Annotated in this window: 8 protein-coding genes; 3 read left to right on the forward strand and 5 right to left on the reverse strand. The window is 61.9% G+C overall.

Translation table 11 applies throughout. The features are described 5' to 3' along the window. From MAIT1_RS04265 to MAIT1_RS04280, 4 genes are all read right to left on the reverse strand, one after another. Entirely contained in the window at nucleotides 1–5,028 is a 5,028-nt protein-coding gene (locus MAIT1_RS04265) for a PAS domain S-box protein (RefSeq protein WP_085441036.1), read from the reverse strand. 207 nt (nucleotides 5,029–5,235) lie between these two features. Beyond that, a complete protein-coding gene (locus tag MAIT1_RS04270; protein ID WP_085441038.1) occupies nucleotides 5,236–6,033 on the reverse strand; it encodes a DODA-type extradiol aromatic ring-opening family dioxygenase in 798 nt (265 codons plus the stop codon). Then, complete coding sequence (locus MAIT1_RS04275) at nucleotides 6,030–6,608, reverse strand: YceI family protein (protein WP_085441227.1); 579 nt, start codon at nucleotides 6,606–6,608, stop codon at nucleotides 6,030–6,032. The genes MAIT1_RS04270 and MAIT1_RS04275 overlap by 4 nt, the downstream gene beginning before the upstream one ends. A gap of 51 nt (nucleotides 6,609–6,659) precedes the next feature. After that, complete coding sequence (locus tag MAIT1_RS04280) at nucleotides 6,660–7,193, reverse strand: cytochrome b (protein WP_085441040.1); 534 nt, start codon at nucleotides 7,191–7,193, stop codon at nucleotides 6,660–6,662. Between the two features lie 108 nt (nucleotides 7,194–7,301). On the opposite strand from MAIT1_RS04280, the gene MAIT1_RS04285 reads away from it, so the two are divergent. The 3 genes from MAIT1_RS04285 to MAIT1_RS04295 all read left to right on the forward strand — a co-directional run bounded on the left by MAIT1_RS04285 (nucleotide 7,302) and on the right by MAIT1_RS04295 (nucleotide 12,656). Next, complete coding sequence (locus MAIT1_RS04285) at nucleotides 7,302–8,222, forward strand: LysR family transcriptional regulator (RefSeq protein WP_085441042.1); 921 nt, start codon at nucleotides 7,302–7,304, stop codon at nucleotides 8,220–8,222. A 145-nt stretch (nucleotides 8,223–8,367) separates the two neighbouring features. Then, nucleotides 8,368–9,984, forward strand: coding sequence for a vWA domain-containing protein (locus MAIT1_RS04290; RefSeq protein ID WP_158089305.1), 1,617 nt, complete (start codon nucleotides 8,368–8,370; stop codon nucleotides 9,982–9,984). Nucleotides 9,985–10,169: 185 nt separating this feature from the next. Next, nucleotides 10,170–12,656 (forward strand): response regulator, encoded by a 2,487-nt coding sequence (locus tag MAIT1_RS04295; protein WP_158089306.1) that lies wholly within the window; start codon nucleotides 10,170–10,172, stop codon nucleotides 12,654–12,656. Here MAIT1_RS04295 and MAIT1_RS04300 read toward each other — a convergent pair. After that, nucleotides 12,653–14,710 carry an ATP-binding protein gene (locus tag MAIT1_RS04300; RefSeq protein WP_085441048.1) on the reverse strand — a complete coding sequence of 686 codons (2,058 nt, stop codon included), beginning with the start codon at nucleotides 14,708–14,710 and terminating at the stop codon, nucleotides 12,653–12,655. The genes MAIT1_RS04295 and MAIT1_RS04300 overlap by 4 nt on opposite strands. Nucleotides 14,711–14,802 lie beyond the last annotated feature (92 nt).

A 14,802-nucleotide genomic window follows, 5' to 3' on the forward strand; every position in this document is an offset into this window, starting at 1 on the left:
TCACTCTTCGCGGTCCGAGGCGTTCTCCCCGTCTTGAGTCAGAAGCGCCAACAGGTCGTCCAGCGGTTTGGGCATGTGCAGCAGATAGCCCTGGCCGTAGTCGCAGCCGCACTGGCGTAAAAACGTCAATTGCGCTTCGGTTTCAATGCCCACGGCGATGGTCTGACGACCCAGTGCGCGCGCCACGGCAATGGTGGTCTTGAGCAACTGCTCGGCGCCTGGGTCTTTGCCAATGCCGTCGATGATGCTCCGTCCGATCTTCAGATAATCGAAGTTGACGCTGCTCAATCCGGCCAGGGTGGCGTGGCCGGAGCCGAAGTCATCAATAGCCAGGGCCGAGCCCAACTTCTGCAGGCGCGCCAACTGCTTCTGCTTCTGTCCCTCTTCGGTCACCAGGGCGCGCTCCTGCGCCTCCCAAACGATGGCGTCGGCCTCCATCTGCATCTGCGCCAGATAGCTTTTGAACTTGGCGCACAGATCGCCGTTGGCGAAATTTCGGCTGGAGAGATTAATGCTCAACTTGCACGGGGATGCGCCCGCTTGTTTGAGCTTCTGCAGGGCGTTGAGCGCCTCAAACGCCACCGCGTCATCCAACTCCGCCATCAGATCGCTCTCTTCGGCCACCGGGATGAACTTGCCGGGCATGACCATGCCCATCTGCGGGTGGTTCCAGCGCAGCAGCGCTTCGGCCTGGACCACGTCGCCGGAGTCCAGCGCCACAATGGGTTGGTAGTGGAGGATGAACTCGTCGGCGTGAATGCCCGCCTGGAGGGCGTTCTCCAGGGTGACTTTCTCAAACGCCGTGGTGGAGAGCTCGGGGCTGGCGAAGCGGTAGGTGTTGCGCCCGTTCTCTTTGGATTCATACATGGCGGCGTCGGCGTGGCGGATCATCTCGCCGCAGCTGACGCCGTCGTTGGGGTAGATGGCGATGCCGATGCTGCAGCCCACGGTGACGGAACCGGCGTGGGTCTCAATCGGCTCGTCGATGGCGGTGATGATGCTGCGCGCCACCTTGCCAGCGGCGATGGGGGTCTGCAGCTCTTCGATGATCACCACAAACTCGTCGCCGCCCAGGCGCGCCACGGTGTCCTGCTCGCGCAGCTCCTTGCAGAAGCGTTTGGCGGCGGTGACCAGCACCTCGTCGCCGGCCTGATGTCCCAGTTCATCATTGATGATTTTGAATCGATCCAGATCGGTAAAGAACAGCGCAACCAGAGAGTCGCCGCGCTTGGCCTTATCGATGGCGTGTTGCAGGCGGTCCATGAACAGGGTGCGGTTGGGCAGGCCGGTGAGGGTGTCGTGGCTGGCCAGAAAATCGATCTTCTCCTGCGACTCCTTGAGCTGGGAGATGTCGGTGAGCACGCCCACGTATTGGATGATGCGCTCCTGATTGTCCTTCACCGCCGAGATGTTCAGGTAGGCGGGATAGAGTTCGCCCGCCTTGTTGCGATTGATGATCTCGCCGGACCAGATGCCGGTTTTCTTCAAACGCCGCCACATCTCCTCATAGAACGATTGTGGGTGCTTGCCGGATTTGAGCGCGCTGGCTGGTTTGCCGATCAACTCCTCGGCGCTAAAGCCGGTGACCCGCTCGAAGGCGTCATTGACGCTCAGGGTCAGGCCGTCGGCGTCGGTGACGATGATGGACTCCTGAGTGGCGTTGAACACCACCGATGCCTGCTCCATCTTTAGCATGGAGTGTTTGATTTCGTTGATATCCTCCACCACGCAGATGAGGAAGCGAGGTTCGCCATCCTGAGCGCGCACCAGCGCCACCGAGAGTTTGGCCCAGACGATTTTGCCATCTTTACGGATATAGCGCTTTTCCAGTTTGTAGTCGGTAATCTTGCCGGTGAGCAGCTGTTCGATCTGCGCCAGATCCTTATCCACATCTTCGGGGTGAGTGATCTGCTGAAACGACAGCCCGCTGAGTTCGTCGCGGTCATACCCCAGGAAGTTCAATAAGTTCTGGTTGGCGTTCATCCATACGCCGTTGAGCGCCACTTGCGCGATGCCGATATTGGCCCGGTTGAAGATCGCCTTGTACTTGTTCTCGGAGAGCTCCAGTTGATGCTGGGCGGCCTGCACGGCGCTGACGTCGCGGCCAAAGCTCCATACCTGATGCGCGCCGTCATCGGCGCGGATCAGGTAATCTTCAACGTTCAGTATATGAACCTTGCCGGTCGTGGAGACGATCTCCAGCAAATAGGGCGAACTGTGGCCCTGGTCGATGACCTCTTTATACCGTGCGCGCTGCAGCGACTCCTTTTCGCCGGTCAACTCCCCCCAGCTGCGCGCTAGCAGGGCGTCGCGGCCATAGCCCGAGATCTGTTGCATGGCGCGGTTGGTGCGCACGAACACGCCATCAAGGGTGGTGACCACAACGATGTCGTTGATGCTCTCGAGTACGGTCTCATAGCGTTTGCTCAGGGAGGAGTACTCCTCTTTGATGACGTTGTTGGCCTGGTACATCTCCTTGAGTTCGGCGTAGGCGGTCTGCAGCTCTTCGTTGGTGGATTGCAGCTCCTCGTTGCTGGTCACCAACTCCTCGTTGGTGGATTGCAGCTCCTCGTTGGTGGACTGCAGCTCTTCGTTGGTGGACTGCAACTCTTCGTTGCTGGTCTCCAACTCCTCCACCAGCGTCTGCATATGCTCGCGGGTGCGCTGCAGCTCCAACTCCAACGGCTGGCTCTGGTCGACGCCGTTTGTGCTCCCGGCGCCTGGAATTGGCAGTTCGGCATCCAGCACTTGTTGAAAGTAGAGAACGAAAAAAGCTTGTCGGCCTGCGCGTAGCGGCGCCACGCGTACGCGCACCAGGCGCCGCACGCCATCATCGCCGGTGACGGGGGTGAACGGGGTGGACTCAATCTGTTCATTGCGGGTGGCTTTGCCGATGGCCCCGCGCAGATCGATGGACAGACGCGGGTCGATCATTTTGAACAGGTTGAAGGTGACGTAGCCGTCGCCCATGGAGAGGAACGCCATCTCCCCCTTCTTATAGACGATGTCAAACTGATCGTTGATCACCAGCACGTCGGGCAGTAGCACCTTGGAGGCTTCGTTGAGGATCTGTTCGTGCAGCGGCAGCGTTTTGGGCGCGGCCTCACGGCGTTGTTCAAGACGCTGCTTTTGCACGAATGTGGGCGGTGTAATCCCCTGACTAAAGGCCTTCTGCGCAGCGGCAATGCGCTTGAAAATTTTATGTGAGCGGCTGACGGTGGCGAACAGGTGTTCGTAGTTGGTGGTGTTCTCCGACTTGCCGAGAAACAGCAGGGCGCCGTCTTTGAGGGCGTAGTGCAGCATGGGCATGATGTGGCGCTGGGCTTCGGTGGTGAAGTAGATCAGCAGATTGCGGCACACCACCAGATCGACGTTTTTAAACGGCGGATCCGAGAGCAGATTGTGGTAGGAGAACACCACATGCTCGCGAATCTCCTTTTGCACCTCAAAGGCGTTGTCGTTGATGGTGAAATAGCGCTGGATCTCCTCTTCGCTCAGCTCGTTGATGGAGGCTTCGCTGTAGACGCCGCGCCGGGCCATCTTCAGGGCGTCTTCATCAATGTCGGTGGCGAACACGCGGATGGTCATTGACTGTCTGAGTTCGCGCAGGATCTCGCGCAGGGTGATGACCACTGAATAGGTCTCTTCGCCGGTGGAGGCGCCGGGGATCCAGATGCGCATCTCCTCCAGATCCGGACTGTTTTTCAGGTACTCCCGAAGACGGATCTTCAGATCCTCGAAGGCGGCGCGGTCGCGGAAGAAGCTGGTGACGCCGATGAGGATATCCTTGAACAGCATCACCACTTCGTTTTCATCCTCCTTGAGCTTGTCGACGTACTCCGGCAGGGAGGTGATCTTCAGCGTGAGCATGCGCCGTTTGATGCGGCGGGCGATGGTGTTCTTTTTGTAGATGGAGAAATCCACCTTCTTGTAGCGGTAGAGCAGGTCGAAGATGGCGCTCATGTCGTCGTTGGACTGTGTGAGCTGGTGCTTTTGCAGCACCTTGTTGCGCGGGAAATTGGCCAGCGCCACCAGCTCTTCGCCGATCAGCGCCGGATCGATGATCATGTCCACGCTACAGCCGTTGATGGCGGCCATGGGCATGCCGTCATATTTGGCGCTGGTGGGGTCCTGCACGATGGTGACGCCGCCAGCGGCGTTAACGGCGCGCATGCCCTGGGCGCCGTCGGTGCCGGTGCCGGAGAGGATCACCCCCACCGCGCGATCCTGCCAGTGCTCGGCCAGCGACAGGAACAGTTGGTTGATGGAGGGTTTGGGCAGGAACGAATACTTCTCCGGTTCGCTCAACACGATGCGCCCGGCATCGGAGATCTCGATGTTCTTGTTGGGCGGGGTGATGTAGATGATGTCGTGCAGAACCGGTTCGCCATGCTCGGCGTCTTTAACCGGCAGGGTGGTGGCGCGGGCCAACAGGTCGGTGAGCAGGGTCTTGTGCGTGGGGCTCAGGTGCTGGGCCACCAGATAGGCGGTGTTGTTGCGCTCGGGCAGTCCGCCGACCAGGGCCGAGAGCGCTTCCAGCCCGCCTGCGCTGGCGCCGATGCCCACCATGAACACGCGGTCGTTGTTGGCTTCAGAGAGATCGTTTAGGCCCTTTGATGGCGCCTCGAAATTGCGTGGTTCATAGGAGCGTTGCGACGGTGTGGGGTGGCGCAGCAGATCTTCGATCAAGGCCACGAAGATGCGTTCGTTGACCGGTTTGGTGACGTGACCATTGATCTTGCTGCGCACCGAATCGGTCAGGAAATTATGATCGGCATAGGCGCTCAACACCACGATGGGGGTGGAGGCGTCGATCTGACGGATGGAGGCGATGAGTTCGATGCCGTTTTTCTTTGGCATGCGCAGATCGGTCACCACGATATCGGGCCGATGCTCAATGAATTGCGTAATGCCCTCTTCCCCGTCACAGGCGGTGAACACCTGGGCGAAACGGCGCCGTAAGAAGTCGCCGAATGCGTTGCGGATTTCGTCGTCGTCTTCGACGAAAAGAATCGTGTGCTCATTCATGCGCGGCGCTTGGGGGCTGGCTTGGCGTTATTGGAGAGGGGGAGAGAAAAATTGAGTTGGCGTCATTTTCAATTGGGCTGACGCCCTTTTCACAATGAACCAAAGTGACCAACATACCTGCAAAATAGCACAGTTTTGCAAAATACAGGGGAAGAGTTGGGCGCGAGGGATTGTCCTTTCCCCCTTCGGGGCGCCGATGAGCAGGGGTTACAGGGCGTAGGCGCCCATGTGCAGCGCGCCGTAATCCCAACTGTCATGGAGTGAGTGAATGGCGCGGGCGTCGCCAGCGGCGCCCAGCGCCACAAACAGCGGCGCCAGATGCTCCGGGGTGGGGTGGGCAATGGCGTAGTTTGGCAGCGCAGGCGTTTGGCGAGCCAGGGCGTCCCAATCGCCAACGGCCAGCCCCTGCTCCAGATGGTTGGCGAACTCCTGCGCCCACAGCGGCGGCGGCGCGCCTGGCGCCTGCAACAGGCTGAGGTTGTGGGTGACGGCGCCGGATCCCACCAGCAGAATCCCCTGCTGGCGCAGGGGGGCCAAAATGCGCCCCAACGCCAGCGCATCGCTGAAATCGCCGCTGCTCAGGGAGAGTTGCGCGATGGGGATATTGGCTTCGGGCAGGCACATCATCAGCGGGATCCAGGCGCCGTGATCCAAGCCGCGTTTGGTATTCACCTCCAGATGTGCGCCTGCGTTTGCAAACGCGTGCTCCACCGCCGCAACCAGGGCGGGGGAGCCCTGGGCGGGGTAGCGTTGGCGATAGAGTTCCGGGTCGAAGCCGCCGAAATCATGATGCGTCTTGAGTGGGCCGTTGGCGGTGAGGGTGGGTCTGGGCGCCTGCCAGTGCGCCGAGACCATCACGATGCCGCGCAGGGGCGGTAGCCGCTGACCCAACGCGCGCAGGAAACCACTGGCGGGCGTATCGCGCAGCAGGATATCCGGCGCGCCGTGGGAGAGAAACAGCACGCGGGCCGAATCCAGCGGCCCGGTCAGCGGCTCCTGAGTCATTGACGGATGCCCTCGATGAACAGGTCCAGACGCATCGTCTCCGCCGCCGGGCCCAGGTTGTAACTCACGCCGAAGTCGGCGCGCTTGATGGTCAAACTCCCCTTGTAGCCGCGTCGATAGCCGCCCCACGGATCCTTGCCCGCGCCGATCAACTCCGCTTCAAACCGCACCGGACGGGTCACCCCGTGCAGGGTCAGATCGCCGCGTACAGTCGCCTTGCCGTTGGCTTCGTGGATGGCGCTGGAGACGAAGCGCGCCTTGGGGTAGTTCTCCACGTCAAGGAAGTCGGCCCCGCGCAGATGCTTGTCGCGCTCGGCGTGGTTGCTGTCGATGCTGGCGGTCTCCACCTCCACGGCGATGCGCGCGGCGTTGGGCTGTTTGGGGTCATAGGAGAACGAACCGCTGAGGGTGTTGAAGCGCCCCTGCAGCAGACTATAGCCCAGGTGGGCAATGCTGAACTGCACAAAGCTGTGGGTGGGGTCGAGGGTGTATTGCGCGGCGTGGGCGCGGTTGATGTTGGCGGTCCCCAGCAGCAGCGCGGCGCTGGCGGCGAAGGCGATGAAGGTGTGTTTGATCTGCATGATTTTCAATCCTTGTGGTTGTGTCCCATATGCTCAGGCGTAGGTTTACCAGAACATGCGCCTGAGGGTGTTATCGCGGTCGATGAGGTGGTGTTTGAGCGCGCCTGAGGCGTGCAATGCGATCAATCCGGCCAGCAGCCAGGCGGCGCCGTTGTGCAGTTTGCCCATCTGGTCGGCCTGCCCCGGCCACTGGATCAGCGCCGGGATCATGGGCTCGCCCAACAGCTCCAGCGGGCGGCCATCGGCGGTGGCGATGAGATAACCGCTGAGAGGCATGAGCAGAAACGCGGCATAGAACAGCCCATGGGTCAGACGCGCCAAGCGCCGCTCCCACGGCGCATGGTTGGGGTGGATGGGCGGCTGTGGCGTGACCCTGCGCGCCGCGATGCGCGCCAGAGCCAGTACAAACAGCAGCGCGCCCAGGCTCTTGTGCAGCGTCACCGTCCAGCGGTAGTCGGGGTCGTAATAGGTGAGGCCGGTCATATACCAGCCCAGGGCCAACAGGGAGATGATCAGCGCCGCCATGGTTCCATGCAGCGCGCGGAAACTGGCAGCGTAGCGATGCGGCGTGTGGGGCATGTGTTTGCTCCTTGAACAGAGGAAACCGTTGCAAGGAGCTTACAGTGTTGCTGAAAATTCTTTAATATACAGAATGAGACAATCATCTATTCCAGATTGGAAATAATCATGGACCAACTCGCCGCCATGCAGGCGTTTATTCAGGTGGCCGACGCCCACGGTTTCAGCGCCGCCGCCCAGGAGATGGGGGTGACCCCCGGCGCCCTCTCCAAGCAGGTGGGCGCGCTGGAGGAGCGTCTGGGCGCGCGCCTGTTCCATCGCACCACCCGGCGCTTGAGTTTGACCCAGGAGGGGGCGCTCTATCTGGACCACTGCCGCCGCATCGTCGATGACGTGCAGGAGGCGGATCGCTCGGTGGGGCGTCTGCACGGACGTGTGAGCGGGGTGGTTCGCCTCACTGCATCGCTGGCGTTTGCGCGGCGTCACCTGATGGCGGCGGTGGCGGACTATCTGAAACAGCACCCCGATGTGACGCTGGAGTTCTCATTGGACGAGGGCTATGTGGATCTGGTGGAATCGGGCTTCGATCTGGCCATCCGCATCGGCAAATTGCCCGACTCCAATTTGAAAAGCCGCCGCCTGGGGCCGTTGAAAATCGGCCTGTTCGCAGCGCCGGAGTATCTGGCTCGACGCGGCGCGCCGACCCATCCACGGGATCTGGCGTCCCATGATGTGCTGATCTACACCGCCGTGGCCTCCTCTCCCGTCGGCGTGTTCACCCTGGCCGATGAGACCGGACGCGCGCATCGGGTCAAGGTGAGTGGGCCGCTGCGCGCCAACAACGGCGACGTGTTGCGGCAGGCGGCCATGGATGGACTGGGCATCGTGGAGATGCCGCTGTTCATGCTGGGCGACGCGGTGGCGCGCGGGGCGCTGGCGCCAGTTCTGCCCGCCTGTTGGCGCGAGGAGGGCGGGGTCTACGCGGTGTCGCCGCCGGGGCGCTATGTGACCACCCGGGTGCGTTCGTTGATCGACTTTCTGGCCGCGCGTTGGCGCGATGGTGGCGAGTGGGCGCCGCCCATCGCGTAGATGCGCATTCGACGACTATTGTTGTGCCTGTGGTGCCTATAAAGAAACCTGTGAATATGCGATGTTGAATGTTTGCAGAGACAATGTTGAACAGCGGCGCAAACGCGTGCGCCCCGGCGCGCGGCGGGACAAAGGGAGTGGTGTGATGAAGCGGAAGACGCGGTTGTTGACCCCGGTGTGGGGCGGTGTGGCGCTGCTGGGCGCGCTGGCGGCGACTCTGGCCGGGTGCGGCGTCCCTGCGGGCGGCGGCGTGTCGCCCATGCCCCAACAGCGCATGATGGCCGCCGGCGCGCCGCCCGCTCTGGCGCAGGCGTTGCCGCCGCCGTCGCGCATGCGCCAGGAGGAGCGCGAGAACTATAAAGAGGTGGAGGACAACCCCATCAAGCAGGTAAGCGCGGAGCCGGTCTCCACCTTCAGCATCGACGTGGACACCGCCAGCTACGCCAATATGCGCCGACTGCTCAAGCAGGGCGGTCGCCTGCCCGCCGACGCCATTCGCATCGAAGAGCTGATCAACTACTTCAGCTACGACTACCCCAAGCCCGACAGCGCCGCAAAGCCCCTGGCAGTGAGCGCCAAGAGCTACCCGTCGCCATGGAATCCCAAGACCCGCCTGCTGCATATCGGCGTGCAGGGCTACGCCATCGACGCCGCGCAGCGCCCGGCGGCCAATCTGGTGTTCCTGCTCGACGTCTCCGGCTCCATGGGCGATGTGGATAAGCTGGATCTGGCGAAAAAGTCGTTTGAGTTCCTGGTTAAAGCGCTGCGCGCGGAGGATCGGGTCGCCATCATCGCCTACTCCGACGAGACCACAACCATTCTTGAACCCACCCCTGGGGATCAGGGCCAGAAGATCCTCAACGCCCTGGCCCCGCTGCGCGCTGAAGGCTCCACCAACGGCAGCGCCGGGTTGCAGATGGCCTACGCCCTGGCGCGGCAAAACTTCGATCCGGCCAAGGTCAATCGGGTGCTCATCGCCACCGATGGCGATTTCAACTTCGGCGTCACCCGGGGCAAGACCCTGGAGGAGCAGGTGGCCGACGAGCGCAAAAGCGGTGTCTACCTCTCGGTGCTGGGGTTCGGCGGCGGCAACTACAACGATGAGCTGATGCAGCGTCTGGCGCAGAAGGGCAACGGCGTGGCGCTGTATGTGGACTCCCTCATCGAAGCCCACAAAATCTACGGCGCCGACCTGTTCGCCAACCTCTTCCCCATCGCCAATGACGTCAAGATTCAGGTGGAGTTCAATCCGGCCCAAGTGGCGGAGTACCGGCTGATCGGCTTTGAGACCCGGCAGTTGCGGCGTGAAGATTTCCAAAATGATCAGGTGGATGCGGGCGAAGTGGGCAGCGGCCATCGGGTCACGGCGCTGTATGAGTATGTGCCCGTGACAAGCGATTTCCGCTATATGCAGCCGCTGCGCTATGCGCCCAAAGCCAAAGCCGCCGCGTCCTCGGACGTAAGCCGCGAGATCGCCCATGTGCGCCTGCGCTACAAACTGCCCGGCCAGCCCAGCAGTCAGCTGCTCACCCGCCCGGTGGGGCCGGCGGACGCCTTGGAGAAATTTGAGCAGGCTCCTGCGGATATGCGCTTTGCCGCCGCCGTGGCCGGGTTTGGCCAACTGCTGCGGCGCAGCCCGCATCTGCACGGCTTCGACTTTGCCGCCGTCCGCGCCATCGCCAGCGCCGCCAAGGGGGACGACCCGTTTGGCTACCGCGCCGAGTTCATCAACCTGATCCCCCTGGCCGAGCGGTTGCGCTGAGTTCCGCTTGCGGGCGCCTGCCTGTTTGCCGGCGTTGATAGAGTGTGCGATTCCCTTTTTATTCAAGTCTGTTATGGAGAATTGCACGAAATACGCATAGAGTGAGTTAATGACCTGTTGTGTTGATGCGCCACGTCCCCCTGTGGAGCCGTCAGCACGAACCTGCGTGAGGCGGCGTAATGCGAATGCGCGTGACCGTTCTGGCGGCGATCTCATTGACCATACCCGCGTTGCTGGCGTGCGGGTTGGCGTGGAACGTGTTCAACCTGTCGCGTTTGAATCAGCAGCTGCACCAATTCCAGCGGGCGGCCCACCGCTCGCTGGAGTTGGCCGATCACCTGCGCCAAAGCTCCGATGATCTGACCCGTATGGTGCGCACCTATGTGGTCACCGGCGATGACCACTATCTGCGCTATTTTGATCAAATCCTGGCCATCCGCAACGGCGAGTTGGCGCGGCCGGAGAGCTATATTGGGGTATTCTGGGACTACATCATCCCCGGGGAGCAGGAGCCGCGCTTTGACGGCCAGACCGTCTCATTGCAGACGTTGGTGCAACAAGCGGGGTTTGTCGATGGCGAACTGGCCCTGCTGCGCGAGGCGCACCGGCGCTCGGATGATCTGGTGACCCTGGAGCGGCAGGCCATGGCGCTGGTCAAACAGGCGCAGGCGGCCGGGGAGAGCCCGGCCGATGGCGCGCGCTACGCGCAGGCGCGGCAATTGGTCCACGGTGTGGCCTACCATCGCGCCAAAGCCGCCATCATGCAGCCCATTGACCAGTTCATCAGCAACGCCCAGCAGCGGCTGGAGCAAACCTACGCCCAAATCGTGCGGCAACAGGCGCGGGCCATTCAATTCAGTTGGTTGCTGCTTGGCGCGGTAATTCTGAGTCTATTGTTCGCCTGGCTGCTGCTCTCGCGCGGGATGGTCAAACCCATCACAGTACTCACCCAAGGGGCCAACCGCATTGCCGAGCAGGATTACGCCGTACGTATAGAGCCACCGTCCGCTGAGGAGTTGAGCCGGCTCACCCTCACCTTCAACGCCATGGCCGAATCCATCGGCGATCACATCGCCGCCTCCGCCAGACGCGAAGAGCAGTTGCGTCAGGCCAAGCAGGAAGCCGAGGCGGCCAGTCTGGCCAAAAGCGAATTCCTCGCCACCATGAGTCATGAGATCCGCACCCCCATGAACGCCATTCTGGGCATGGCGGAGTTGCTGTCGGATTCGCATTTGACCACCGAACAGCGCAAGTATGTGGAGGTGTTCCAGCGCGCGGGCAATGCGCTGCTGGATCTGATCAACGATATTCTGGATCTCTCCAAAGTGGAGGCTGGGCAGTTCGAGCTGGACGCCACGCCGTTCGATCTGCAGGCTCTGGTCAATGGGGTGGTGGATATCCTCAGACCCCACGCCGAGTCCAAAGGGCTCTCTTTAAGCCTCGTTCGGGAGGCGGATACCCCGCAATATCTCACCGGCGATCCCAAGCGTTTGCGGCAGGTTTTGGTGAACTTGATCGGCAACGCCATCAAGTTCACCCTGGAGGGGGCGATCGAAGTGCGGGTCGGCGCTGTGCGCGTCGATGAGCAGAGCGTCACTCTGGCGTTTGTGGTGCGCGATAGCGGCTGCGGCATTGAGCGGGAGAAGCTCAGCGAGATTTTTGAACCGTTTATTCAGGCTGACTCCTCCGTCAGTCGTCGCTATGGCGGCGCCGGACTGGGGCTCTCCATCTGTCGCAAGTTAGTGGAGATGATGGGGGGGCGCATTGGCGTGGAGAGCGCGGCCGGACAGGGCAGCGCATTCCATTTTACCGCTCGCCTGCTGCGCGCCAGCGTGGTTTACGACGATTCGGCCAGCACGCTTAAGGCGCAGGAGTCGCTACGGGGATTGCGTGTGCTGTTGGTGGATGATGACGCCAATAACCAGATGATCTTTTCGGAGTTGTTGCGCAAGGCCGGTTGTTCCGTGCAGAGCGTGGGCGGGGCGAAGAATGGCTTGTTGGCGCTGGAGCAGGAGAAACAGGCCCCCGTTCAGGTGATTTTGCTCGATTACCACATGCCGGGAGTTGACGGCTTGCAGTTGGTGGAAGCGCTCCGCACGCGCTGGCGGGAGGCGGGGCCGCCCATCATTCTGCTGACCTCCGATGATCGTCGCGATGTGTTGAATCGGGCGCATTCGCTGGGGGTGACGACGCTGATCAAACCGGTCAGTCGAGAGGAGCTGCTGGGGAGCATCGTGCGGGCGTTGCAGGCGCCGTCACAGCGGCCAACGGCGGCGGAGCCACAGAATTTGCGCATCCTGTTGGTGGAGGACTCGCCAGACAATGTTCTGCTGATTGAACGCTATCTGCGTCCCACCGGGCACGCCTTGACGGTGGCGGTGGATGGCGCTTCAGCGCTGGAGCGGTTTGCCGCCCAGCGCTTCGATCTGGTGCTGATGGATATTCAGATGCCCGATATGGATGGTTACGCCGTGACTGGCCGCATGCGCGCTTTGGAGGCGCGCGAACAGCGCGAGCGCACGCCGATTCTCGCGCTCTCAGCCCATGCGCTGGCGAGCGATGAAGAGAAGAGTTTGCAGGCTGGTTGCGACGGTCATCTGGTCAAACCCATCAGCAAAGGTCGTCTGCTCGACGCCATCGCCGCCATCGTGCGCGAACCCGCAATGTCTTAACGGCTCGTCTGCTGTGGTGATGCGTTCCTCGCAGGGGCGTCGCTCCGCGCGGCGATGTCTGCCAGAAACGCCATCAAATCCCGTTTCTTGATCGGCTTGGTCAGGTGCCCGTCGCAACCAGCGCGCAGGCTCTGGTTGCGCGCTTCATCATAGGCGTGGGCCGAGAGCGCCCAGATCGGCGTGGGCGCGCGCTGGCGCATCCGCTCCCAATTACGGATCTCCTGGGTGGCGGCGTAGCCGTCCATCAGGGGCATCTGCACGTCCATCAACACCAGATCAAACGTATTTTCACAGAACGCATCCACCGCTTGGCGGCCATTGTTGACCACCGTGAGGCGGTGAGGGCTTTTGTGGGTGTAGGCCCGCAGCAGCGCCACGTTATCCTCTGAATCCTCCGCCACCAGGATGCTGAGTCCCATGGGCGCAATCGGCGTTTCAGACGCAATCCCATGGGCCGGGTTCTCTTCCACCGGCGCAGGACAGGCGGGTAGGGGAAGCTCAAAGGCGATGGTGCTGCCTGCGCCCTCCTGGCTCTCAATGGCCATTTTGCCGCCCATCTTCTGTACGATGTCGCGACAGATGGCCAGTCCCAACCCTGAGCCGCCAAAGCGTCGGGTGATGGTGGCGTCGGCCTGGGAGAAGGGCTGAAACACATGCTCGAGCTTGTCGGCGGGGATGCCGATGCCGGTGTCGGTCACGGCGAAGCGATAGCAGATGTCGCCGCTGCGGCGCACGGAGATGGCGACCTGCCCGGCGGGGGTGAATTTCAGGGCGTTGCCCACCAGATTGATCAACACTTGGCGCAAACGGTGGGCGTCGCCCATCACCCATTCTGGCAAGCCGTCGTCCAGTTGGGTGATCAGCTCCAATCGCTTGTCGCTGGCCTCCTGCTGAAAAATGCGGGCAATGGCGTGGACCAGCGTTGGAATCTGCAGCGGGGTCGGGTGCATCTCCAACTCTCCCGCTTCGATTTTGGCGATGTCCAGAATGTCATTGATCAGGCTCAGCAGCCCTTCGCCAGCGCTGTGCGCGGTCTCCAAATAGGATTTGCGGCGCGGGTCTGTCTCCTCGGCGAGCAGCAGTTCGCTCATGCCCAGAATAACGTTCATAGGGGTGCGAATTTCATGGCTCATATTGGCCAGGAATTCGTTCTTGGAGCGGTCGGCGGCCTGGATGCGCTCCATGTAGCGGTGGCGGACCAGCAGGTGCCAGCGGATCCACAAGCCCATGATCAGCGACAGGATCAGACTGCCAAACAGCATGAGGGTGCGGTGGGGCGAGGGTTGGCTCCAGCCCGCCAGCGGCGCGCCCGCCAGCACCCAAGAGCCGTCTGGCAGATGCACCGTTTGCCGCACCGCATTGCCGGAAAACAGCGCGGCGTCGCCAAAAAAGACGTCGCCCTGCTCGCCATTGCCATCGCGTCCGCGCAGCGCCACGCGCACGCCGCCCACCACTTCGCGTAAACCGGCCTGCTGATAGAGGCGCTGCTGGTCGATGACGATGCTGGCCAATCCCCAATAGCGCTCCGGTTCGCCCCCTTGCGGCGGAATGTAGACCGGCGTGCGGCTGATGAAGGCCACCCCGCCCTGTACCAGATTCACCGGTCCGGCCACCACCGTACGGCGTTGGCCGATGGCGCGGCTGATGGCGGGCCACTGGGCGTTATTGGCGCGATAGTCCAGGCCAATGGACTTCTCGTTGCCTTGGATGGGATGGACGTATTTCAGGATATCGCCAGGCGCTAGACCGATATTGCGGATATAGGCGTTGTGGCGCAGCAGGCCCGCGGCGATGCCGTGAAAGTCGGCCTGATCGATATCGGGGTGAACCTGCACGTAAGCGATCAACCCACGGGTGAGATGAAAGTGGCGGTTGATCTCCCTCTCCAGCTGCGCGCGCAGGGTGCTGAGCTGGTCGATCACATCCACCCGCAGCGCATCCTGGTAGCGCCGCTCCTCCTGCCACACGCCGAACAGGCACAGCGCCAGCGTCAATACGAAAGCCAGCGCGCCGAATTGGTTGGGGCGCCACATGGTGTCTCGGCCTGCTGGCATGAGAGTCCCTTTTTTTGCGCTAGCGCTGCTGGAGCGCCGGTCAATTAAAATTCTGCCAAATTACGCCCTTGAGGTCCATCTTGTCTCACGCG

This window comes from Magnetofaba australis IT-1 (assembly GCF_002109495.1).
In the GTDB taxonomy this organism is placed as follows: Bacteria; Pseudomonadota; Magnetococcia; order Magnetococcales; family Magnetococcaceae; genus Magnetofaba; species Magnetofaba australis.